This is a genomic window from Winogradskyella sp. Asnod2-B02-A (assembly GCF_045063645.1).
Taxonomy (GTDB): Bacteria; Bacteroidota; Bacteroidia; order Flavobacteriales; family Flavobacteriaceae; genus Winogradskyella.
Genome location: NZ_JBEFOG010000027.1, coordinates 1,789,691 through 1,813,653 on the forward strand (window position 1 = coordinate 1,789,691; position 23,963 = coordinate 1,813,653).

Below are 23,963 nucleotides of genomic sequence, written 5' to 3' on the forward strand. Positions count from 1 at the left end.
ATGACTGGAAGTATACTTTTTGAAGCCATAGTATTTTTAGCAGGTGCCATAATTTGTGTCTCTATCGCAAAACGTTTAGGCTTAAGTTCTGTTATTGGTTATTTATTGGCAGGTGTGTTAATTGGCCCTTATGTCCTCGGATTTATTGGAGAAGAAGGGCAAGATATTTTACACTTTGCCGAATTTGGTGTGGTGGTTATGCTGTTTTTAATTGGACTAGAAATTGAGCCAAAAAACTTCTGGAACATGCGAAAAACCATTGTAGGCATGGGAGGCATACAAGTGGGAGGAACCATGCTACTCTCATATATTCTATTCGCTGCATTAGGTTTCGAGTGGAAAGTGGCTTTAGTGATTTCAATGGCTGTGGCACTATCATCTACGGCAATTGCATTGCAAACCATAAAGGAAAAAGGATTGATGAATACCACATTTGGCACGTCTTCGTTTTCCATCTTATTGTTTCAAGATATCATTGTTATTTTTATGTTGGGTTTTATTCCGTTATTGGTTGATTCAGAACATAAAACGTCCACAGAAAATCACAGCGAGCATGCTAACTTATTAGAAAATCTTCCAGTAGGTCTTCAAACTTTAGCAATAATTTTATCAGTGGTTTTAATCATTGTTGCTGGTCGTTATTTAATTGTGCCAATGTTACGTAAAGTGGCTAAAACAGGTGTGCGTGAGTTGTTAATCGCGGCTGCTTTGTTAATCGTTTTTGGTATTTCATTTTTAATGGAATATGTTGGTATTAGTCCTGCGTTAGGTGCCTTTTTAGGAGGCGTTGTACTTTCTAATAGTGAATTTAAACATGAGTTAGAAAGTACCTTAGAACCCTTTAAAAATCTGCTTTTAGGTTTGTTCTTTATGGCTGTTGGTGCTTCAATTAACTTTATTGTTATCGCCAAAAGTCCATTGACTATTGGTGGTATTTTATTAGCAATTATTGTTTTAAAGGCAGTGGTGTTATTTATAACCGGACATATTTTTAAACTAAAACTTGACCAAAAATTATTGCTAACCTTTAGTTTAGCTCAAATCGGAGAATTCGCTTTTGTACTGCTGTCTTTTGCTTTCGGATTGAATATTTTAGAGCAAGAACAAATGGATATGATGCTCGTAATTACAGCCTTGTCAATGTCCATAACACCAATTATTAGCATGATTAACGAACGGTTAATACTGCCTAAAATAGGTACCAAAGAATCCATAAAACGACCAATGGATCACATTGCTAAATCGCAAAAAATAATCCTCGTTGGTTTTGGTCATTTTGGAAGTACAATTGGACGTTTTTTACGTTCTCATGGTGTTGAAGCTACTATTTTAGACCACGATTCTAACCGTGTGGATTTTCTTAGAAAAATGGGTTTTGAAGTGTATTATGGAGATGCCACACGACTAGATTTATTAGAATCAGCCGGAATTGCGGAAGCCAAAATTATTATTTGTGCAACTAATAAAATCAGTGTTTCAAAAGCGATTAGTAAAATAGTGAAGGAAAAATATCCGCATGTAGAATTCATGATTCGGACTAAAAATAGATATGATGCTTACGAATTATTAAATTTAGGGCATCAAAACATATATAGAGAATCTTTAGAAACGTCCTTAACTTTAGCTAAAGATGTGTTGAGCAAAATGGGCTTCAGAAAATACACGCTAACTAGACAAGTTCAAAATTTTATTAAATATGATGAAGATAGTTTAAGACGATTAGCCTCAGAACCTAAACGCGAAGAAGACTATATTTTTAAAGCTAAAAAAGAATTAGAGCAACAAGAGAAATTCTTAAATGAAGATTTTAAGCGTGGTGTTGTAGACTATGATAACCATTGGGATAGCGAACATATTAGAAAGGCTTTAGAAAACCCAAACACTAAAAAATAATGGCAATAAATATTCCACATATTGAATTTGATTCTAAAAAACCAGATAATAGTGGAATAGAAATTTTAACTATTGAAAATCTTGCAGAACGTAAAGAGGATGCTGATCATAATCCTGAAAAAGCACATCAAGTTTCATTTAATATGATTGTGTTTTACACTGCTGGAGAGAGTAAACATTTGGTAGATTTTGTTTGGCATCCAGTTAAGAAAAATACGTTAATTCATATTTCTAAAGGTCAAATTAATGCCTTTCAATTTACACCAGAACTAAAAGGATATATCATATTATTTACGGAAGCGTATTTAAAAAAACAAATTAGCACGTTGCCAAAAAATGAAATAGATAGACTGTTTAACGCGCAGTTATTTTCGCCTATTATTCACGTGCCTATAGATTCTAATGTTGAGACGTATATTCGGTTATTTGATGAAGAATATACTAATCCTCAAGAAAGTTACAATCAAGATAATACTTATAATGCGCTACATACCATTATCTTTTCTAAGTTAGAACGCTTAAAGCAATACCAAACCTTTCACCTTAAACGTTCAGATAAATTAAATACATTTTTAAATTTTAAAGCACTACTAGAAACTAATTTTAGTAAAAGTAGAAATGCAGATTTTTATGCTGAAAAATTAAACATCACCTACAAACATCTTAATTTCATTTGTAAAGAAACCGTTGCGATTACTGCTAAACAATTTATTGACCAATTTTTAATTTTAGAAGCGAAGCGGTTACTTATTAATTCGGAATTAAAAAGTACAGAATTAGCCTATTCTTTGGGTTTTGAAGAACCCACTAACTTTGTAAAATACTTTAAGAAGCATACCGGATTTACCCCAAATCAATTCAAAAAGACCATACAATTAGAGTTTTAGGTTCGATATATACCATTTTTGTACTCACATTTATCTTTAGTTAGGTTTTATGCTGGTTTATTTTTGTTGAAAACAAACAAATTATGTCAGACGTAAGAATATGCCCAACTTGTGGAGCAAAAGCCAAATACAAAGTTAAAGACGATAAAGAAACTTTTAGCGCAGTTCAAGATGAAGATGCTTTTAAAAAAATAGGGCAATTGAAAAAAGCAATGCAAAAATTTAAAGAAAAAGCCGAAGCTTTAGAAAAAGAATTAGAAACATTAAAGTCTAAAACGTAACCATATGAATATAGAACTGAATAAAAAAAATGCCATTGCGTTTTACAAAATGGCTTATGAAGGCAACCCAACTAAAGCTGTAGAATTATATGTTGGTGATACATATATACAACACAATCCTATGGTTGCTGATGGTCCGCAGGCATTTATAGATTATTTTGACAGAATGCAAAAAGAGTTTCCTGTAAAATCTATTGATTTTGTACGAAGTGTTGCAGAAGGTGATTTAGTAGCATTGCATACGCACCAAGTTTGGCCAGATAATGATGAATATATTACTATGGATTTTTTTAGATGTGATGACGTCGGAAAGATTGTAGAACATTGGGACAGTATTCAGCAAATACCAAAAACGTCTAGTAATAATAATAGCATGTATTAATAAGGGACAATGAATTTTTTAAAAAAGAATTTCGGTTGGATAATTGTTGCCATTTTGGCTAGTTTACCTTTATTGGTCATTTTTAAAATGATTAACATTGATTTCTCTAATGGCTTGTCTATTTCTTTTGCTGAGAATGCAGTAGGAGATGGTAAAACTACAGTAGAAATGTTATATCATGTTTCTGGTGAATTTGCCATAAGATGGATGACGGCTGTACTAACATGTACACCTGTTTTTATTGTTTTTGGAATTAACAACCTCTTTGTACGGCAAGCTATGGGAATTGCAACTGCAATATGGAGTTTAATTCATTTCGCCATTTTTATTGCAGACGAAGGTTTTTTGGAGACGTTTTCACAAGTAAATTATGTTCTAGGTTTTATTGCCATATTAATATTAATTCCATTGTTATTTACGTCTAATAGAAAATCTATGAAACGGCTTAAAAAGAATTGGAAAAAACTACAAAGCTTTGCATATGTTGCCGTTTTATTAAGCTTAATTCATGTTGCTATTTTAGATAAGACTTGGATGATTTATGCTGTAATTGTTGGTTTAGGTTTCATTATAAGAATTCCGGTTGTAAAAAATAAATTCGTTATTTTTAGAAAAAACAAAAAAATGGCAAATTCTTAGTCAAGCTGGTCAGTCTTAACTTTTATATGTTGTGTTTCTGTAATTTTTTAAAAATTGATTCGACTTAAACACAATCAAAAACTAATAAATGAAAAAACAAATGCATTTAGCTGCACAATATTTAGCAGCAGCAGGAATTAGTTTCCTAGAGAAAAAAGATGACGACAGCCATACCAATTTAGGGTTTAATATTGAAGATAGCACATTAGAATCACATTTATTATCAGAAAATGGAGACCAATTGTGTTTAAGTTATAACGACTTTTCATTACAATGGAAATCGAAAACTGGAACAGTTTCTTTTGATTTAGATGGCGCAACGCATCAAGATGTTTTAAGTTGGTTAGCAGATACTTCTAAAGCACATTTAGGTAAAGAATACACTTATAATTTGCATTACGATTTGCCATATAGCATTGACAATTCTTATGTTTTTCAATTAAAAAGTACTGAAGAATTACAAGAATTAGTACATTTAAGAACCATGGCACAATTAAGTCTTGAGAAAGTAAATAACGATTTCAATAAAAAGGCTGATATTAGAATTTGGCCACATCATTTTGATACTGGTATTTACAGCCAATTACTTAATAACAATATATATTTAGGACTTGGACTTGCTATACCAGATAGTTTAAGTGATTACCATTACTTGTACATCAGTGGCTATAAAGAAAACAGCGCTATTAATCCATCTCATTTTAGCCCATTAAAAAACGGAGAATGGAAGAGTGATGGTTTTAAAGGTGCTATATTATCTGCTTTAAATGTAACAGAAGCTGATGCTGTAGATTTTTTTAAAGAAGCAATTAATCAATATAAATAGTTAAACAATTTATTTTGTCAAAAGAAATTATCACTACATTTAAAACCATCCGGAAACATACAGAAACGATTTGTAAGCCTTTACAGATTGAAGACTATTCCATCCAAGTGGTGCAATTTGCAAGTCCTGCAAAATGGCATTTAGCACATACCACGTGGTTTTTTGAAACATTCATTCTAAAAAACTACGCTCAGAATTATGTGGAATTTGATGCCAATTTCAACTTTTTGTTCAATAGCTATTACAATAATGTAGGAACTAGAATATTACAAACCAATAGAGGTAATATGTCGCGTCCTGCTACAGATAAAATCTATGAATATAGAGCTTATGTGGATGCTAAAATGATGGAGTTTTTAAGCGATGTTTCTGATGCTGAAATAATAGATTTAGTAACATTGGGTTTAAACCATGAGCAGCAGCATCAAGAATTATTGATGACTGATATAAAATATATGCTTGGTCATAATCCTATTTTCCCCGTGTATGATGCAGATTTTAATCTTATAAAAGATACAAATTCAAATGCTGACAGCATTAAAATTAAAGCAGGTATTTATAAAATTGGATATCAAGGAAATGATTTTTGTTATGACATTGAGTTAGGTGTGCATCAAGTATATGTAGATGATTTTGAAATCAACAATCATTTAGTTACCAATGGAGAATATTTAGAGTTTATGGAATCTGGAGCTTATTCAGATTTTAATCTTTGGTTAGATGATGGTTGGTCTTGGGTCAATAAAAATGATATAAAATCACCATTATATTGGTATAAAATTGAAGGTGAATGGCATTATTATTCCCTTTCAGGATTACAAAAAGTAGACAAAAATGCCATATTAAGTCATATCAACTATTACGAAGCAAATGCCTTTGCAGAGTGGAAAGGTATGCGATTACCAACAGAATTCGAATGGGAAATTGCTTCACAGCAACTCAATTGGGGAAAACGTTGGGAATGGACTAATAGTGCCTTTTTACCCTATCCAAATTTTGAAAAAGCCAATGGAGCAGTAGGTGAGTACAATGGCAAATTTATGAGTAACAAAATGGTATTGCGAGGCGCATCTGTGGCTACATCTCAAAATCACAGCAGACCTACATATCGTAATTTTTTTAACCCATCAGAAAGCTGGCAATTTACTGGAATAAGATTAGTGAAATAGATGATTGAAACGTTTAAGAAAGAAGTAAAACAAGGATTAGACAATACCCCTAAAACGCTTCCCTCAAAATATTTTTATAATAAAATTGGTGATGCCCTTTTTGTTGAAATAATGAATCTTCCGGAATATTATTTAACTCGCAGTGAGTTAGATATTTTTCAGAATAAAACACAAGATTTAATTAGTGCTTTGCAGTTAAAATCCGACTCTTATTTTGAGCTTATTGAGTTAGGTGCAGGTGATGGTTTAAAAACGAAAAAGCTTCTAAGCGCATTAGATAATCAGCAATATAAGTTTGATTATCTTCCTATTGATATTTCTGCAAACGCCTTAAATTTACTAAAGGAAGATTTATCCGAAGTTTTACCAAACGTTTCTGTAAAAACTCAAGCGGGAGATTATTTTGAGGTACTAGCGTCTTTAAAAGAAAGTAATAAACCTAAAGTTATTTTGTTTTTAGGCTCTAATATTGGTAATATGACTGATGAAAGGGCAGCAAAATTCATCTATAATTTAGGAGCCAACTTAAAGCCTGGTGATAAGTTATTGTTAGGTGTAGATTTAATAAAATCTGAAGACATTGTGCTTCCTGCTTACAATGATAATAAAGGGATTACGGCAAAATTTAACCTCAATTTATTACATAGAATTAATAACGAATTGGGAGGTGATTTTAATCTTGAAAACTTTAAGCATCAACCAGAATATAACGAAGAAGAAGGCATTGCTAAGAGTTTTATTGTGAGTGCAGAACAACAAACGGTAAACATAAAATCTATTGGAGCATCTTATCATTTTGAAGCAGGTGAAAAAATTCATACGGAAATTTCAAGAAAATATAACGATGCTTTAATTGAGCAAATTATTGCAGAAACAGATTTTAAGCTAGACACCAAAATTATGGATAGCAAAGCCTATTTTGCAGATTATATTTTGACAAGAAATTAATAATGCTAGAAACAAAACTTGCTGTATTAGGACTTGGAAGTCGTTCAACATTATATTATTTGAGCGAATTGAATCGGTTATACAATCAAGCGAAAGGTGGTTACAGCACATGTCCATTTGTATTATTAAATACAGATTTTAATGCTATTAACTGTTTACTGCCAAACCCTTCAAACGAATTAGATGCAGCATTAAGCGTTTATATAAGTGAAATAGAAACGTATAATATACAGCATGTTTTAATTCCAAATATCACACTTCACGAAACTATAGATAGATTACAAATCACTAAAAACGTATTGCATCCTGTTCATTTAACCATTAAAAAAGTTAAAGAAAATAACTGGACTAAGGTTGTTTTGTTTGGTTCACTATTTAGTATGAATGCTACATATATTAAAAATCAATTTGTAGCAAATGGTATCGAAGTACTACTGCCTTCACAAGAAGATATGTTATTTATTGATGACGTAAGAAAGCAAATTTATAATGAAACAGAAACTAGTGAGTTGATTGAAAAATATCACTCATTAATTGATTCATATTCCACCAATAATCCTGTAATATTATCTTGTACAGAGCTATCTATTTTAAAACCAAAAGGTAATAAGAATCTGTTAGATATGGCAGATGTGCAAATTGAAGAAGCTATAAAACATTGTATGACTTAGTGCATACATTTACCATTTTTTGGCTAAGATTCATCTTAAGTTTTCTTAGATAATCAGGCATCTTTGTATTAGCAAATTATTAATTGTTAAAACAACTATCATGAAAATAGCAGTAACATCAGCAAGCGGAAAATTAGGCGCTTCTATAGTGAAACATCTTGTGAATTTAATTGGTAAGGATAATGTAATAGGAATTGCACGTACACCAGAAAAAGCAGCGCATTTAGGTGTTGAAATAAGGAAAGGAGATTATAACAGTAGAGAGCAATTTGATGTTGCTTTAAGTGGAATAGATACTGTTTTATTGGTTTCTGGAATGGACACGCCAGATAAGAGAATTGTGCAACACAGAAATGTCATCGAAGCAGCAAAACAAAATGGTGTTAAAAAAATAGTGTACACAAGTATTGTTGGAGCCGAAGAAGGAAATGCTTTTAGCCCAATAGTGCAAACCAATAGACAAACAGAAAAAGATGTTCAAAACTCAGGATTAGAATGGGTTATTGGAAGAAATGGCATTTACATAGAGCCAGATTTAGAATACATAGATACCTATGTAAAAGAAGGTGAAATAAGAAATTGTGCTGCAGATGGAAAATGCACATACACAAGCCGTGAAGAATTAGGTTATGCTTACGCTAAAATGTTAACTGAGGAGAAACACAACAAGCATATTTATAATCTTGTGGGAAATGCTATAACACAAAAGCAACTTGCAGAAGATATTAATACGGTTTTTAATACCAATTTAGTTTTTAAAAACGAATCTGTTGAAGCATACAAAGCAGAAAGAACGGAAGCCTTAGGTGAATTTATGGGAACTGTTATTGCAGGAATTTATGAAGGCATTAAAGAAGGTGCAAATGATGTAACTTCAGATTTTGAAACAGTTACAGGAAGATCACATTTATCTGCAATAAAAATGATGGAAGCCTTTAGGAAAACGGAAATGGTAAACAAATAAAATAATTAAAGCATAGCATTAAAATTAAAAGCCAGATAAATAATGTTTATCTGGCTTTTAGTTTTGCTTATTTGTTTTCTGTTCTTCTAATTCTTAATGATTTTTTTCACTATCGTACCTTCATTAGTTGTTAATCGTACAAATAGAACATAATGTCCAGTGATTGTATCGCTTAAGTCTAGTGTTGTTATTGTAGTGGCTTTACCAATAGAATTATTTATACGTTTAAGTACGTTTCCGGTAACATCAAATATTTCAATAGTGGCAGTGGTACCAATGACTGCATTGTATTTTAAATTAATTGTCTCTTTAAAAGGACTAGGATATACATCTAAATAATTAGACGATCTGCCAGCAGAACCATCAGGATATTCACAAACATCACCTATTAAATTATCATCTAAGTCTGCTTGGTCAGGGTTAAAAGTGTACAAACAATTGTCTATACAATCAGCAACACCATCACCATCAGTATCAAAAAAGCCTTCGTCTATAAGACCATCTCCATCATTATCAACACCATCACAGTAATCTTCTAATTGAGGTGATTCACATATATCTCCAATACCATTCTCGTCTACATCTATTTGATTTGGGTTATAAGTATCAATGCAATTATCAATACAATCCGCAACACCATCACCATCCGTATCAGCAAAGCCTTCGTCTATAAGTCCATCGTTATCATTATCAATGCCATCGCAAATTTCTTCGGCTTCAGCGGTTTCACAAATATCTCCAATGCCATTTTCGTCAACATCGATTTGATTTGGGTTGTAAGTATCAATACAATTATCAATACAATCAGCAACACCATCACCATCCGTATCAGCAAAGCCTTCGTCTATAAGACCATCGTTATCATTATCAATACCATCACAAATTTCTTCAGCTACTGCGGTTTCACAAATATCTCCAATGCCATTCTCATCAACATCGGTTTGATTTGGGTTGTAAGTATCCATACAATTATCTATACAATCCGCAACACCATCACCATCCGTATCAGCAAAACCTTCGTCTATAAGACCATCGTTATCATTATCAATGCCATCGCAAATTTCTTCCGCTTCAGCGGTTTCACAAGTATCACCAATGCCATTCTCATCAACATCGGTTTGATTTGGGTTATAAGTATCAATGCAATTATCAATACAATCCGCAACACCATCACCATCTGTATCCGCAAAACCTTCGTCTATAAGACCATCGTTATCGTTGTCAATGCCATCGCAAATTTCTTCAGCTACTGCAGTTTCACAAATATCTCCAATGCCATTTTCGTCAACATCAGTTTGATTTGGGTTATAAGTATCAATACAGTTATCAATACAATCTGCAACACCATCACCATCTGTATCAGCAAAGCCTTCGTCTATAAGTCCATCGTTATCATTATCAATGCCATCACATATTTCTTCAGTAGGTGTATCAGGAATAATTATTGTAGCATCAAATATATAAGGGTGAACTTCTCCTGAATTTTGTTCAAAAGCTTCAACAATAATTTGACCATCAATGTTAAAATTACTTCTATTGTTAAAACGTGCTTGAGGCGCATAAATAGTTCCGTATATCTGAGCACCACCAACATAATTTAGTGTTGAGGTTATATTCGCGAAATTATATAATATGTAAGGCGCATAACTTAAAGGGCTACCAACAATATTTGGCCAACTATCAATTGTTATAATTTCTTCATTATTACTAATATCTGTAATATTTATAATTAAAGGGGTTGTATCTGAGGGTGTTAAAGCATTAAACTTAATTTCACTTAAAGCATTAAATTCTGCAATAGTTAAATTAATTACATTGGTTTCATTTGGTATTAAATCTAGCCACAACTTTCCTTGGCTGATTTCATTTTCATTCCAAGTGACGTTAGTGCTCTGACTGCTTAATAAAGCAGAAATAGTCTCAAACTGATTAAATGCAGTATTGAAATTTATTTGTGGGTTTTCTGCAATAGAAATAGCAGTTTGCTGCGTTGATAATGCAATACTTGGTGTGCTATCATAATTACTCCCAATAGCTGTGATTCGGGTATTACTCGTTACATTGTTTTGGTCAACTTCAAAAATAGAACTTGTAGATAAATCTCCTATTTTTACATAGTTATTTTGCAATATTTGTAATCTACCAGACGTGTAAATGACTGTTCCATTAACCACCAAAGCAGTAGGTTGAGCATCTCCATTGTAATGGTTTACACCACCAAAAATATTGATAGTGCCATCGATTGTTAAATCACCTCCAACTGCCCAAGACCCTTCTGATTCGGTTCTTACAGCAATAGCATCTCCAGAAGTAAAGACATTAAAACTTGTAGCAGCTTCTGTTGGGTTAATTGGGTTAGTTTGAGCGCCTAAATAACTCGTAATATTGAGAAATGAGGTACCAACAACTAAACTAAATAGTAGTTTTTTTAATTCCATAACATGTATTTTGTAGGTTAAGTATAACAAAATTAACAATTTTAGCGACATAAAGATGTCAGTCGTCGATGAGTGGTCATTTTTTTTTACAATTAGTTGTTTTAGCTTTCTGATTTGTAATGCTGAAAGCAATGTATTGGTCGGAGTTACGGGTTTTAGCAGAATAAATGCTAAACAGCATGATAGTTGGAGTGTTTTTATAAGTGCAGTGATTGGTATTGGGCGTCCTTATATAAGAAGTCATAAAGCCAAATAAAAGTTAAAAAATTTTTTATTTCTAACCGATTGTTTAGTTTTGTCATGTAGTTAGAAATAATGGCAAGAAAAAAACAATATAATGAAGATGAAGTCGTAGAAAAAGCCATGAACCTTTTTTGGAAAAATGGTTATGAAACGACATCAATGCAAATGCTCGAAAAAGAAATGGGCATTAATAAGTTTTCTATATATTCTAGTTTTGGAAACAAACATGGTTTGTTTATTGAAAGTTTAAATCAATACAAATCTAAAATAAGTGCTACGTTATTAAAGTTTAAAAACGGCACCAACGGAATTGAAGACATTAAACAGTTTTTTTACGATTCTATTAGTTCTAATTTTAAATTAGGTAATCAAAAAGGTTGTTTTGTTACCAATACCTATAACGAGTTTTCAAAAAATGAAGACCAACTTATAAAAGAACAAATGGATGCTTTTATGAGTAATTTAAAAACCATTATAATAAAAAAATTACAAATGGATCCTTCAAAAGATGAAGACACCATTTTAAAACAAGCCAATTATTTACTCTTAGCAAAACATGGCTTAGCTGCTGCATCAAGAGTTAATACGCAACAAGAAATTGAAGATTACATTGAAATGACGTTCAAAAATCTATAACCCTTTTTTTTACACAATAACTAAACGAACGTTTAGATTAAATTAACATTAATAAATAATTAAAAAGAAAAATTATGACAACATTAAAAATTCACACTATTGAAAGCGCACCAGAAGCCGGTAAAGCATTATTAGAGAATTCTCAAAAAGCTTACGGAATGATTCCTGGTTTACATGGCGTTTTAGCTGGTGCACCAAAAATATTAGAAGCTTACCAAGCTTTACATCAATTATTTGTTGACTCTTCATTTAACGAAGAAGAATTAACGGTTGTTTGGCAAACTATTAACGTAGAGCACGCTTGTCATTATTGTGTGCCTGCGCATACAGGTATTGCAAAAATGATGAAAGTTGATGATGCTATTACTGAAGCATTACGTAACGAAACACCTCTTGAAAGTTCAAAACTTGAAGCTTTACGTACTATGACATTGACTATTGTTAGAAATAGAGGTCATGTAACTCAAGATGATTTAGATGCGTTTTATGCTGCTGGTTATGGTGAAGCACAAGTGCTAGAAATAATTTTAGGATTATCTCAAAAAACAATAAGCAACTATGTAAACCATATTGCAAATACACCTGTAGATGCTGGATTTAAGCCATTTGCATGGTCTAAAGAGAATGTGGAATCGTAAACCCTAAGACCACAGATTGATTGATAGTTATAAGCCTTCCGTGTATTCGGAAGGTTTATTAATCATTTAACCACACAATTATGATAAAAGTTTCTGTAATGTATCCAAACAGTGAAGATGTAAAGTTTGATACTGACTATTACCAGAATACACATTTACCAATGGTAGCAAAACTAGTTGGTAGCGCTTTAAAACGATTAGAATTAGATTTAGGTATGGCAAGTAAAGTTCCTAATGAATCTGCACCATATGTTGCTATTGCACATCTATTATTTGATGATATTGCTTCTTTTCAAGAGGCTTTTGGTCCACATGCAGCAACCTTTGCTGCTGATCTAAAAAACTATAGTAATGTTCAGGCCGAACTTCAAATTAGTGAATTAATAACATTTTAATATGAAAGAGAAATTAAAAATTGATATCGTTTCAGATGTGGTGTGTCCTTGGTGTACCATTGGTTACAAACGTCTAGAAAAAGCGATTTCAGAATTAGGTATAGCAGACCAAATAGACATAGAATGGCAACCCTTTGAATTGAATCCTAATATGCCAGCTGAAGGTCAGAATGTAATTGAACACATTTCAGAAAAATATGGATCTACTTTAGAACAACAAAAAGCATCACAACAACATATGATAGATGCTGGCGATGAGCTCGGTTTTACATTCGACTATTTTGATGACATGCGAATGGTAAATACCTTTGATGCGCATATTTTATTAGAATATGCTAAAGATTTTAACAAGCAAACCGAACTCAAAATGCAGTTAACAAAAGCATTTTTTAGTGACCGTAAAGATGTTTCTAAAACAGAGGTCTTAAAAGAAGCGCTTTTGGAAGTAGGTTTAAATGCGGAAGATGCTTTAGCTAAATTAGATAATGACGAAGCGCGTTTAGAGGTAAGAAATAAGCAGAATTATTGGAAAAACTTAGGGGTAAACTCTGTGCCTACAATTGTGTTTAATAGAAAAAGTGCCGTTACAGGAGCACAACCTGTAGAGACTTTTAAACAAGTACTTTCTGAATTAATTGCTAAGTAAAAAGGGCTATACCACAGTTGTTGCTAATATTTTATTTTCATAAAAAAGTTGAACGCTTTATAATGAAAAACAACAGAATAAACTTTATTAAAATGTGTATATTATGCAGACAACAAGAATGTTGATGCCAGATTAAGTATTAAGAAACACAAGAAAATAAAAAAAGTATGACAACTCAAACAAGACCCAAAGTATTATTTTTTGATGTAAACGAAACGCTCTTAGATCTTACTCAAATGAAAAAGCAGGTTGGTGAAGCGCTAAACGGAAGAGAAGAATTATTATCGCTATGGTTTACTACCATGTTGCAATACTCTTTAGTAATTACAGCGAGCGGACAATATAAGCATTTTGGATATATAGGTGCCGCAGCTTTACAAATGGTTGCTGCAAATAATGGTATTACAATTTCTGAAGATTCAGCGAGAGAGGTCGTCTTAAACTCGTTAAGAGGATTGCCAGCTCACTCTGAAGTTAAAGCAGCATTGTCTCAATTAAAAGAAGACGGTTACAAATTAGTTTCTTTTACAAACTCATCTAATGAAGGTGTAAAAAAGCAATTTGAAAGTGCAGGATTAACAGATTATTTTGATGAATGTTTAAGTGTAGAAGACGTTGGTAAATTTAAACCTTTTACAGATACGTATGCTTGGGCAGCGCGGAAAATGGAAGTGAAACAAGAAGAGTGCATGCTAATTGCAGCACATGGTTGGGATGTTGCTGGCGCACTTTGGGCTGGTTGGAGAGCTGCTTTTGTAGGTAGACCTGGTCAACAATTATTTCCATTAGCTCCAAAAACAGAAATTAATGAATCTGATTTACAAAAGGTAGCAGATATTCTTGTTACATACAAATAAGTATATTGTAATTAGTTGTCTAAATTATTGATTAAAATAGAACAATTAAAAGTTAAAATATCTTAGATAAATTAAAAGGCGTAAATTTTATTTACGCCTTTTAATTTAAAAACCAAAACCCATTCCAAAAGCTACTCTTGCTCCGTCTGAAGAATTAAATACTCCTAAATTTGCAGATAATATATCGATAGCATTAATAAAAAAACCTCCACCATAAGCATTATGCCATTTGTCTGAATGATCATCTTCAATCCAAACTCGACCATAATCAAAGCCTCCAAAAACACCAAGTTTAATAGGTATTAATCTTGTTTTCATACTATTAAAACTATATCTTAAATCTGTATTTTGGTAAAAAGCATTCTTGCCTGTAAAACGTTGATTTCTATAGCCTCGTAATCCATCAAGTCCTCCAACGGAAGCTGCTTGATAAAATTCAAAACCATCGCCAAAGTTTAAATGACTTTTTAACTTAGTAGCTATAACTAATCGTCCCGATGGGTTCAGTTTTCTTGCAAACCCTAAATCTGTAATGAGATAACCAAAACTACGATTGCTTACTTCTAAATTGTCTTTATAACCTGTTTGGAGAGAGAACGTCATCCCATTAGTGGGATAGGCTTTATTGTCATAATTAGAATAAGTATATTTTGCATTTATACCAGCAAAATGCTCTTCATCAAATATGTAATTAGGCAATAAGGTATTATCTGAAACATACCTATTACTAGTATTCTGAACTTCATTGACTTCGTAACTTATACCAAAATTAATAAGGCTTCCGCGTTTAGAATTCCATATAAGTTGAGGCGTAAAACGAATGATTCTGGTTTTTACTCTATTATAGTCTAAGCCTAATTCTTCGTCAGAATTTTCAGTTTCATTACCATAACCAAAGAAATTGACACTGTAATTAGGACTCTGAAAGTGAGTTTCAAATCCAAAATTTAAATTTCCTATTACATTAGCAAATTCACCATGGTAGTTTAATTCAAAACCATTGGTTGCAAAATAATATGCGGCTTTAAATTGATGTTGTGACGTAAACGGGTTTCTTTCAAACCCATAAACGGTATAAGTATCAATAAAGCCCAATTTTAGTCCATCGTCAGGATTGGCACCTAAACTAGGAATGATTTGATTGACATTGTTTTTTATTTTCCTATAATCGTAAACGTTGGTATTGTAATCGTCCGTTAGTTTAATTCTTGCTTTTTTAGCCTGTGTTAAATCATTTTTCTTTGATTTGTAATCGTAAATGACAATATTTTTACCATGCTCTACTTTATAATCGTCATTATTCTGACCACCAATAAAACGAACTTTAATTTTAGAAACTTTTCCTTCAACTTCAAAGCTATCGTCATCATCTAAGCCATAAACCCAAATCTCTTTAGTTGTTTTAGGCTGATAAATTTTATGATGAAATCGGTTTTTTATAGTATCATCTTTTTTGCGATATAATGATACTTCTACGTTGCCATTTTTTAGAGACTTAACATGTATGTAATCATCTTTATTTGTTCCAGTTAAAATGGCATATTTACTAATTAATTTGACATATCTGTCTGAAATATTCTGAAGGTTAGATCGTCTCTCTTTTAAAATATTTTTAATTTCAATAACCGTTTTAGTGTCTAACTCTTTAGGAATGCTTTTAAAAGCTTCATCTATAACATCATCGGTGATTTGAGATTGAATAAATAGCACTTGTTCATCCCAATCTAATTTATTATAATCCGTAATAAATGCTACATCTAGAGGAAAACCAGATACATTAAATCCTTTTACGTCTTTTAGGTCAGATTCATATTTTCTGAATTTTCTTGCTGCAGGAATAAGTTTTACACCAGCTCCAAATAAAAACCCATCAGACATTTTAGAAAAAGCTAAATCTCTATCTCTAGGTAAGGGTTTATAAATTGTTTTTCCGTTTTTTTCAAATACTAACCAACGCCATTGATCTTGGTGTCTATCTGCATCTCCAATGAGCATGTCAAACAATCGTGCTTTTATAAATTCTTTTTCATCTATAATTTTAGATTCATCACTTAACACTTCTTTTAGCATATCTACAGTGCTCACAATTTCTCCTGTAAATTTGCCTGTTGCTAATTCCATGTGACCATCAGATGGATGTTCTTCAAAGAGATAAAGTTCATTACCAAAATCCTCATTATATTGTCCTAAGGCATTTTGTTTAGGTACATAATACAATTTAGGGTTTAAATGCGGTAGGTTTATAGCATCAGATAAAGCAGCTATTGTAAATGGTGCGTATGGATAGGAGCCTGAGAAAACATCCTCTAATAAAGCTTCGGAGGCTGTCTCCGTAAACTGACCTTCTACATATTGATCTTGAAAAATAGCAGCTTGCAAAAATTGGTCAGCTTGCTTTTTCATGGCTCGCATTACATAGCGTTTACCGTTTGAAGCTTTTAAATGTAGTGTTTTAGATTGTGTACCTCCTCCTTTTCGAAACGGTTGTAAGCCACTCATTAAAGTGTCTAAACTGACAACTTTTGCTGTAACCGCTTTACTATATTCGTCTCGATATCTATTTCCCCAAAGAAATTTATAGAATCCAGATTTACTAGTGTCCTCTTTCGCATAAATAGAAGCACTTATAGAATCTAAATTTGTTTTTGGATAGTCAATTTTGGTGTTGTTCTCTGGTTTTTTTATTTGCTTATAAAATTCTACTTGGTCTGAGTTTGAATTAAAAAACTGAACATCTACAGCTTTATTTTCATCTATATTTAATAAAGCGTAGCCAGAAACGGCATGTCCATAATTATCAGGATTACGCATTCTTACAGGCGTTGTTTTAGAACCAGAACCACTGATAACTTGTACGATATTATCAGTCTCTAAATATTGTAAATTATGTTCGTGCCCTGAAAGAAAAATGACATTATCATTCTGTTGGGCAGCTACGATGAGGTTTTTTCTTAATTCATTATAGAATGGATTAGATAAATCAGCGTTAACCACACCAGTTGTTGTTCTTAATACATTTTTAATAGTACCAATAATAGGTATGGGTTTCATGTGTTCCTTAAATCCATAACGTCCATTATGTGGTCCATTACTATACATAGGATGGTGTATTGCTACTAAAGTAATTTTTCCTCGTGCTTTTTTAATTTCGCTTCTAAATTCGTCTAAAAAATCTGCTCTCGTTTTTAGTTCGCAATCGTCGTTTATTGTTGGGTGATTATTCCAATTGGTAATATACCAATGAGAATCTACAACTAATAAAACGGTATCATCATTAAGATTTATTTTCTCAATAGGACAGCCATTCTCTGGTTGAAAGGTGTTTTTGCCTAAAGCTTCTTCAACCATTTTTTCTTGTTGCTTTAAACCTTTTAAGCCACTATACCAATCATGATTTCCTGGAATAAACAGAACATTACCAGGAAACGTTTTTGCAACTTCTAATTGAAGGTTTAGTGCGTTTTTTGCGGCCTTAATGGCCTCTTTATCTTTTAGAGGAATCCCTTTAGGGTATATGTTATCTCCCAGAAAAAAAAGCAAATCATTTTTATCTGCTTTATCAAATTGATTTTGAAGTTTCACTAAGGCTTTAGGTGCTGTTCCATCGGCTTCAGGTTTTCCTACATCTCCTATTAAAAAAATATTGGTGGTTTTGTTATTTATGCCTTTTAGTTGTTTGTCTGTAACATTAGCATTGTATGCGTTGTAAGTAGCACAACTACTCAGAATGAATGTTATTGCAAACAAACTAATTAATAATTTTATTTTCATAATTTCTTTTCTATACAGCTTGTAAATCTTCAATTGTGAAAATATCGGATACCTTTTGAAGCGATTGATTGATGTCTACTCTAAGTGCTTTTATACCACTTGCGCCTTGAAGTTCCTCTAACTCTAATATTTCAATAGTACTACCTATGTAATTTTTGGCCTGTAAAAACTCAAAATAAGCTAAGTATTCTTTTTCTATGGCATTGCTAGAGTAGACTACAGCAAGTTTATGTGGTTGCGTTAAACGCTCATTTGTGTTTTTAATAAAGGCTTTGTCTATACGTTTTTTTATCATTTCGTAACGTACATTATAGGCTCCATCTACATCAAATTGTTTTTCGTCTATTCTATAGCGAATTGTAATAGGAGTATCATAAGCCAGTATTAAGGACGCAACTTCTAATTGTAATGGAAATTCTTTTTGTTTTTCGTAATACATGGCCTCCATTTCGCAAGAAACTTGAAGTTGCCACAGGCGTAAGTTGTATAAAACGGTTGGGTGATAGTTTAAATACTTTGTAATAGATTGCCCAATATATAGATTGTGTTCAATACCATCTGTTTTAAATTTTTCAAAATAATGAGGAAAAATTTCTTGCGCTTTTAATTGCTGTTTATCTAAAAATGCAGACAATGCTTTGTTGCCTTTTTCAATAGTTTTATCATATTTTTTTCTAGCATCATAAATACTACTTGTTGTTTTATCTATGGCTCTAAGAAATTCATCTACATCATTGCTGCTTTTAGAATTACTTTGAAAATGTTTAAATAAAGGGAAAAGCTGTTTCTCGAAAAATATATTTATTTCTTGTTCTGAATTGGTATGAAAGTTTTCTTTTAGTTCAAATAAATATTTATCAATTTGAAAAGCTAACTGTTCGTAAAATGGCAGATTTATTTTAATTCTATTTTTAAGTATGTCTTTGCTTATTTCTAGCTGCTTTGTAAGATCTATTCTTATAGCCTCATTCCTTGCGTTAGATGAGCCAACGACATCCACTTGCCCAAATAAAGGAACAACATCTTTAAAAACGATTTCATGAAAAACCGGATTTTCTCCATAGTTACGTTCTTGAAGGTATTGGTTAGCTTCTTCTTCAAATCGCCATTGCACAGAAGGATGTATAGCAGTACACTCTTGCTGTATTATGGCACTTATTTCATTTTGATACTCTGAAAATGTTCGTTTAGAATAGCTTAAAATAAACGGCATAATGGTATCTAGCTTAACCATATTAATGGCGTTAAGCTGGTTTGGTTTAAAAGAAGCTAACTCTAAAATAAAACCTAATTCACCGTTAATAGGAATAGGAATTAAAGCAACACTTTTTAATCCTTTTTGTAATAATATTTCACTTAATCTGTTGCCTTTGCTCCGTTTATGGTAGGTTTCTACATTAGAGATAATTACAGGTTTACAATCTTTAAATAGCATGTCTTTAATATCGTTACAAGCATATTCATCGGTACATATGTCATCCTTTGGTAACATTGTTAATGTATCGAAGTTTCTATTAAAAGGAGGTATAATTCTGTTATGCTCTACATTATAACTTCCTAGTTGTAAATCTGGATTGTTAAATATGCGTCTTATGTCTTCTATTAAATATTGAAAACTTTCGCTATTGGGCTCTATTAAATGTGTTTTAAAGTCATCTATTCGTTCGTCTAATGAGGTGTCAATTAAGGTAATTATACCAAAGCCTTCAATGGTCCATGAATCTTTTGGGAAATATTTTTTCCAAATTTCAATGTTGTTAGCGTTCCTTAATAATTCATCTAAAATGTCATCAGTAATTTCGATAGCACTTTTGTTTGGGTAGATGTCTAAAAAGTCGGCATTAAAAACAACGCGATAACGCTTTCTATCACCATTCTTATTTGTAATGGATACCGTTTTAGGTCTCTCAAAATCTACATCAAATTTATAATGAATGTTCAGTATAATAGCATAAGTAAGCAAATCAAAAGAATCTTCATAATCTTTATAGAGGTCATTAAAAATATTATCAGTAATGGTTGAGTTAATTATTATTTCCTCTAATCTAGAACTGCAAAAAAATACATCATTTGAATAAGGAGTAACAGCTCCTTTAATCTCATTCTCAGTTAGCGCAGTTGGAAAAATGTACGACATTAACTGATCTATAACCGGTTTGTTATTAAGAAAATCTTCAATTGTATTGGTTCCGGTTAACAAAACCGAGTGCTTTTCAAATAACTCTAAAGCTTGTTTTGCTTGTGTTTTAACAGCTTCATTCTCTGAGTCTAATAAACGTTCAAACTTCTCCTTTAATAAGCGTAATGATATAATTACTTTGAAGGGTCCTGTATTTTTATTTTTCATTTTTGTTGCATTTAAATAAATACTAAGCAGGCATGTTAATGTAATAACTGTATATAAATGCTGCGGCTGAAATAATAATTCCGAACATAAAAACAGTATAAGTAATTCTAAGTAGTTTATATTTTCTATTTAGCACTAATCCCAAATAATATAAATCTTTAGTAAGTGAATTATACAAAGTGTCTTCATTATCCATTAAGTAGTCGATTCCCCATTCAAAATCTTTCAAACTCATTTTACTAAAGTTTCCAAAAAATAGAATATTGGTTTTTTTCTCCTTAATCATCTCCTTTGTAATTGCCACATTAGATATTTTAGGTCGCGTAGATAATACAGATAGTACAACGGAAGCCACACTAAAAAGCATTAATATTAACGTAGGATACACTAAAAATAAATTCGATGGATTGTCTAGTTTCGGAATTAAATTAGATAATGCAATAGAGATAATTATAGCATTTACAGAGAGAAGTATGTTTGCTTTTGTATCTGCAATGGCACTTAATTCTATATGATTTTTTAACTGCACGCGGTACATCGTTTCTACACCTCTGCCAAACTTTTTACCCTTGCCTTTGCCTTTGTTTTTCTTTTTTGCTTTAGTAATTAGTTTATCTACTTTTTTCTGAGTTTCTAACTGAAGAATTTCTTTTTTAGGTTGCCAATTTCTTTTTGCTGAATCGGTATAAAATGTATGATTTTTTAGGAATATTAAATTTTGTTTAGCCCATTCTATTTTGGAAAAATCACTAATATGTTTAGCGTTCAGTTCCTTTAATAAATTTTCTGAAATATCTAAGAAATTATCAGAAGCTATATGTCCACAATCAGCATCTTTAATAATTGACTCTAATTTATTGGTTGGTACAACCTCACTTTTTGTAGCTAAAATTAATTGCTCAATTTGGTTTTGTGTGTCTTCAGATATGTTTTGTTGCGATAAATAAGAACGAGCAATCTTAACACTTTCTTCTTCGTGGCCATTGTCTGTATAAATAAATCCAGTATCATGAAACCAGCCAGCCAACAACAACGTTAAAATTTCTTCTTCTGTGCATTCTTCTGTATGCGCTAATTCTAAAATAGAAGCAATAACTTGTCTCGTATGAATAGCGTTATGGTAATAGTTCGTTGAAGCTAGATGTTTATTTAACAAATTTGCTACATATGTTTCAACATCGAGTAAAAGCTTTTCTTTCATATTACAAATTTACATTGTTTTAATAGTCGTGTAAAATGATATTTACTATCATTTTTTTTAACTGAGCAATTTAGGTTGCTACAATAAGCAAGTTATCCGTATAATTTAAGTAAAAATAATTTATTAAAGACGTTTAATTAAATCTCACGTTTTAAGATTGTAAGCAAATAGGTTTATTTATAAATATAAGTTCTAGTTAGTTTAAACCCTGAAGTCTAATAGGTAATGAGTCTTTTAGCTCTTTTATTTATAGTATTTAGAAAGTTCTAAGCTTGCATAATATCTGTTGCTAATTTTGTTAATACGTGTTTTTTCAAAGAGGTTTCTGGTTTTAAAAGCTTCCATGGTCACTTTTGCTAAAGTAGTTGTATTTGATAAAGTGTAAGTTATACAGTGAATTCTTTTAGAAAAATATACTTTTCCTTCAGCACGCATTATTCAAATTTGTCCGTTTATTTATCATAATCATCAAATAACTCATATAAATTAACTCTAAAATTATTGATGTTGATTTTTAGTTATTTAAGATCGGAAAGGTTTAAATGTAATATCTCTATAGTGTTGTAATTTATTAGAATTAAGAATCAATAATTTTTTAAAACACAGTTTTATCTAAGTAGTCTTTTTTGCTATTTCCTATTCACTAGTCCTTTAGTAAATTCGTTCAATGTCTCAACCTTTTCCTCAAAATCACCTTTGATGGTCTTTCTGTATTTATTTAAGTTTTTTACTAATTCGTCTATATTGTCAGGAATTACATCTTCAAAAAATTGTCTGAGTCGTTTTGCTGTTGTTGGTGATTTACCATTTGTGGAAATCGCTATTTTTACATTGCCTTTAGTAACAATTCCTCCCATATAAAAATCACAGTATGGAGGATTATCTGCAACATTTACTAAAATATTATGCGATCTACAATCGCGATACACAAGTTCGTTAACAGCACTGTGATCAGTTGTGGCTATAACGACGTGCTTATCTTTTAGATAATCACTTTTATAAATATCAATAATCATTTGGATTTTAAACGTTTTGGCAAGTTCTATAGTGTCGTTTCTAAACATGGGAGCAACCATTAGAACGTTAGCATCTGGACTAGATTTTAATAGAAATGTCAATTTTTCTAAAGCCACATTTCCACCACCTACTATTAAAATATTAATATTTGATGTTTTTAAAAATATAGGATATAAGTTGTTGCGTTCCATTTATTAACTGTTTTAATAGAGTATTATAGTTTAAAAAATACTTTAAAGCATAAAAATAAGTAATAATACTTAGTTTATACGTAGATATTTGAATTTATTACGTAAGTTTGATTGAAGTTATTAGGAATATAATCAAATTATAACGCATATGAAGTCATCAATAAAAGCAAAAGTCACTTTAGTTGGCGCAGGACCCGGAGATAAAGATTTGATTACTTTAAAAGGTTTAAAAGCCATTCAAAATGCAGATGTTATTTTATTTGATGCACTTGTAAGTGAAGAATTGTTATCAGAAATTGATGCTTCTATCATAAAAATATATGTTGGTAAACGATGTGGAAAACATTCATTCTCTCAAGAGGAAATTAATACGCTAATTGTCGAAAATGCTTTTAAACATGGTCATGTTGTACGGTTAAAGGGTGGTGATCCATTTGTATTTGGCAGAGCAAGTGAAGAGATTTTATATACTGAATCTTTTGGTATTCCTGTAACGGTTATTCCTGGTGTTTCTAGTGCAATTGCTGCACCAAGTAGTCAGGGGATTCCTATGACAAAAAGAGGTTTAAGTAGTAGTTTTTGGGTAATGACAGCAACAAAAAGAGATGGTACGTTTTCCGAAGATTTAAAATTTGCAGCACAATCATCAACGACTATGGTTATTCTTATGGGAGTTCGAAAACTAAATGAAATAATAAAAGAAGTTTCTAAATATAGAAGTGCGCTAACTGCTTTTGCGGTAATTCAAAACGGAACGCTTCAAAACGAAACTTTTGTTATAGGAACTCTTGCAAACGCAGCTAGCGTAACCTCTAATATTAATAAAGCTGAGCCAGGAATTATTGTCATTGGAGATGTGGTGTCAGAGCATCCTTCGTTTTTTGAAGAAGAAGTGCAACGTATGTTGTATTCTTCTTTGTAAT

21 protein-coding genes are annotated in these 23,963 nt (G+C 31.7%); 16 read left to right on the forward strand and 5 right to left on the reverse strand.

What is annotated here, in order from left to right:
* The 10 genes from ACJJVO_RS15700 to ACJJVO_RS15745 all read left to right on the forward strand — a co-directional run bounded on the left by ACJJVO_RS15700 (window position 1) and on the right by ACJJVO_RS15745 (window position 8,660).
* Window positions 1-1,893 carry a monovalent cation:proton antiporter-2 (CPA2) family protein gene (locus tag ACJJVO_RS15700; RefSeq protein ID WP_405575816.1) on the forward strand — a complete coding sequence of 631 codons (1,893 nt, stop codon included), beginning with the start codon at window positions 1-3 and terminating at the stop codon, window positions 1,891-1,893.
* On the forward strand, window positions 1,893-2,780 hold the full coding sequence (locus tag ACJJVO_RS15705; RefSeq protein WP_405575818.1) for a helix-turn-helix domain-containing protein: 888 nt from the start codon (window positions 1,893-1,895) through the stop codon (window positions 2,778-2,780). Before ACJJVO_RS15700 ends, ACJJVO_RS15705 begins: the two co-directional genes overlap by 1 nt.
* A gap of 83 nt (window positions 2,781-2,863) precedes the next feature.
* On the forward strand, window positions 2,864-3,061 hold the full coding sequence (locus ACJJVO_RS15710) for a hypothetical protein (RefSeq protein WP_405575820.1): 198 nt from the start codon (window positions 2,864-2,866) through the stop codon (window positions 3,059-3,061).
* A 4-nt stretch (window positions 3,062-3,065) separates the two neighbouring features.
* Window positions 3,066-3,443 carry an ester cyclase gene (locus tag ACJJVO_RS15715; protein ID WP_405575822.1) on the forward strand — a complete coding sequence of 126 codons (378 nt, stop codon included), beginning with the start codon at window positions 3,066-3,068 and terminating at the stop codon, window positions 3,441-3,443.
* A gap of 9 nt (window positions 3,444-3,452) precedes the next feature.
* Complete coding sequence (locus ACJJVO_RS15720) at window positions 3,453-4,082, forward strand: ferric reductase-like transmembrane domain-containing protein (protein ID WP_405575823.1); 630 nt, start codon at window positions 3,453-3,455, stop codon at window positions 4,080-4,082.
* An 88-nt stretch (window positions 4,083-4,170) separates the two neighbouring features.
* On the forward strand, window positions 4,171-4,908 hold the full coding sequence (locus ACJJVO_RS15725) for a hypothetical protein (protein WP_405575825.1): 738 nt from the start codon (window positions 4,171-4,173) through the stop codon (window positions 4,906-4,908).
* Window positions 4,909-4,922: 14 nt separating this feature from the next.
* On the forward strand, window positions 4,923-6,077 hold the full coding sequence (gene egtB / locus ACJJVO_RS15730) for an ergothioneine biosynthesis protein EgtB (RefSeq protein WP_405575827.1): 1,155 nt from the start codon (window positions 4,923-4,925) through the stop codon (window positions 6,075-6,077).
* Window positions 6,078-7,025 (forward strand): L-histidine N(alpha)-methyltransferase, encoded by a 948-nt coding sequence (gene egtD, locus ACJJVO_RS15735; protein WP_405575829.1) that lies wholly within the window; start codon window positions 6,078-6,080, stop codon window positions 7,023-7,025.
* 2 nt (window positions 7,026-7,027) lie between these two features.
* The gene (locus ACJJVO_RS15740) at window positions 7,028-7,696 is read left to right on the forward strand and encodes an aspartate/glutamate racemase family protein (protein ID WP_405575836.1); all 669 of its coding nucleotides are present in this window, start codon (window positions 7,028-7,030) and stop codon (window positions 7,694-7,696) included.
* A 100-nt stretch (window positions 7,697-7,796) separates the two neighbouring features.
* Complete coding sequence (locus ACJJVO_RS15745) at window positions 7,797-8,660, forward strand: SDR family oxidoreductase (protein ID WP_405575838.1); 864 nt, start codon at window positions 7,797-7,799, stop codon at window positions 8,658-8,660.
* Between the two features lie 86 nt (window positions 8,661-8,746).
* Here the strand turns inward: ACJJVO_RS15745 and ACJJVO_RS15750 are convergent, their stop codons facing one another.
* A complete protein-coding gene (locus tag ACJJVO_RS15750; protein ID WP_405575840.1) occupies window positions 8,747-11,098 on the reverse strand; it encodes a collagen-binding domain-containing protein in 2,352 nt (783 codons plus the stop codon).
* A 315-nt stretch (window positions 11,099-11,413) separates the two neighbouring features.
* Here ACJJVO_RS15750 and ACJJVO_RS15755 point away from each other — a divergent pair, with 315 nt between their 5' ends.
* From ACJJVO_RS15755 to ACJJVO_RS15775, 5 genes are all read left to right on the forward strand, one after another.
* On the forward strand, window positions 11,414-11,977 hold the full coding sequence (locus ACJJVO_RS15755; RefSeq protein ID WP_405575842.1) for a TetR/AcrR family transcriptional regulator: 564 nt from the start codon (window positions 11,414-11,416) through the stop codon (window positions 11,975-11,977).
* A gap of 74 nt (window positions 11,978-12,051) precedes the next feature.
* Entirely contained in the window at window positions 12,052-12,615 is a 564-nt protein-coding gene (locus tag ACJJVO_RS15760) for a carboxymuconolactone decarboxylase family protein (protein WP_405575844.1), read from the forward strand.
* A gap of 80 nt (window positions 12,616-12,695) precedes the next feature.
* Window positions 12,696-13,010 carry an EthD family reductase gene (locus ACJJVO_RS15765; RefSeq protein WP_405575845.1) on the forward strand — a complete coding sequence of 105 codons (315 nt, stop codon included), beginning with the start codon at window positions 12,696-12,698 and terminating at the stop codon, window positions 13,008-13,010.
* Window position 13,011: 1 nt separating this feature from the next.
* On the forward strand, window positions 13,012-13,656 hold the full coding sequence (locus tag ACJJVO_RS15770; protein WP_405575847.1) for a DsbA family protein: 645 nt from the start codon (window positions 13,012-13,014) through the stop codon (window positions 13,654-13,656).
* A gap of 167 nt (window positions 13,657-13,823) precedes the next feature.
* Window positions 13,824-14,513, forward strand: coding sequence for a haloacid dehalogenase type II (locus ACJJVO_RS15775; RefSeq protein WP_405575849.1), 690 nt, complete (start codon window positions 13,824-13,826; stop codon window positions 14,511-14,513).
* A gap of 105 nt (window positions 14,514-14,618) precedes the next feature.
* On the opposite strand, the gene ACJJVO_RS15780 is transcribed toward ACJJVO_RS15775, so the two are convergent.
* The 4 genes from ACJJVO_RS15780 to ACJJVO_RS15795 form a co-directional block, all read right to left on the reverse strand.
* Complete coding sequence (locus ACJJVO_RS15780; RefSeq protein WP_405575851.1) at window positions 14,619-18,284, reverse strand: metallophosphoesterase; 3,666 nt, start codon at window positions 18,282-18,284, stop codon at window positions 14,619-14,621.
* A 10-nt stretch (window positions 18,285-18,294) separates the two neighbouring features.
* Window positions 18,295-20,631 (reverse strand): hypothetical protein, encoded by a 2,337-nt coding sequence (locus tag ACJJVO_RS15785; protein ID WP_405575853.1) that lies wholly within the window; start codon window positions 20,629-20,631, stop codon window positions 18,295-18,297.
* Between the two features lie 22 nt (window positions 20,632-20,653).
* Window positions 20,654-21,832, reverse strand: coding sequence for a Pycsar system effector family protein (locus tag ACJJVO_RS15790; protein ID WP_405575854.1), 1,179 nt, complete (start codon window positions 21,830-21,832; stop codon window positions 20,654-20,656).
* A gap of 629 nt (window positions 21,833-22,461) precedes the next feature.
* Window positions 22,462-23,040 (reverse strand): bifunctional precorrin-2 dehydrogenase/sirohydrochlorin ferrochelatase, encoded by a 579-nt coding sequence (locus tag ACJJVO_RS15795; protein WP_405575856.1) that lies wholly within the window; start codon window positions 23,038-23,040, stop codon window positions 22,462-22,464.
* 148 nt (window positions 23,041-23,188) lie between these two features.
* Here ACJJVO_RS15795 and cobA point away from each other — a divergent pair, with 148 nt between their 5' ends.
* Complete coding sequence (cobA, locus tag ACJJVO_RS15800) at window positions 23,189-23,962, forward strand: uroporphyrinogen-III C-methyltransferase (RefSeq protein WP_405575858.1); 774 nt, start codon at window positions 23,189-23,191, stop codon at window positions 23,960-23,962.
* Window position 23,963: the final 1 nt, after the last annotated feature.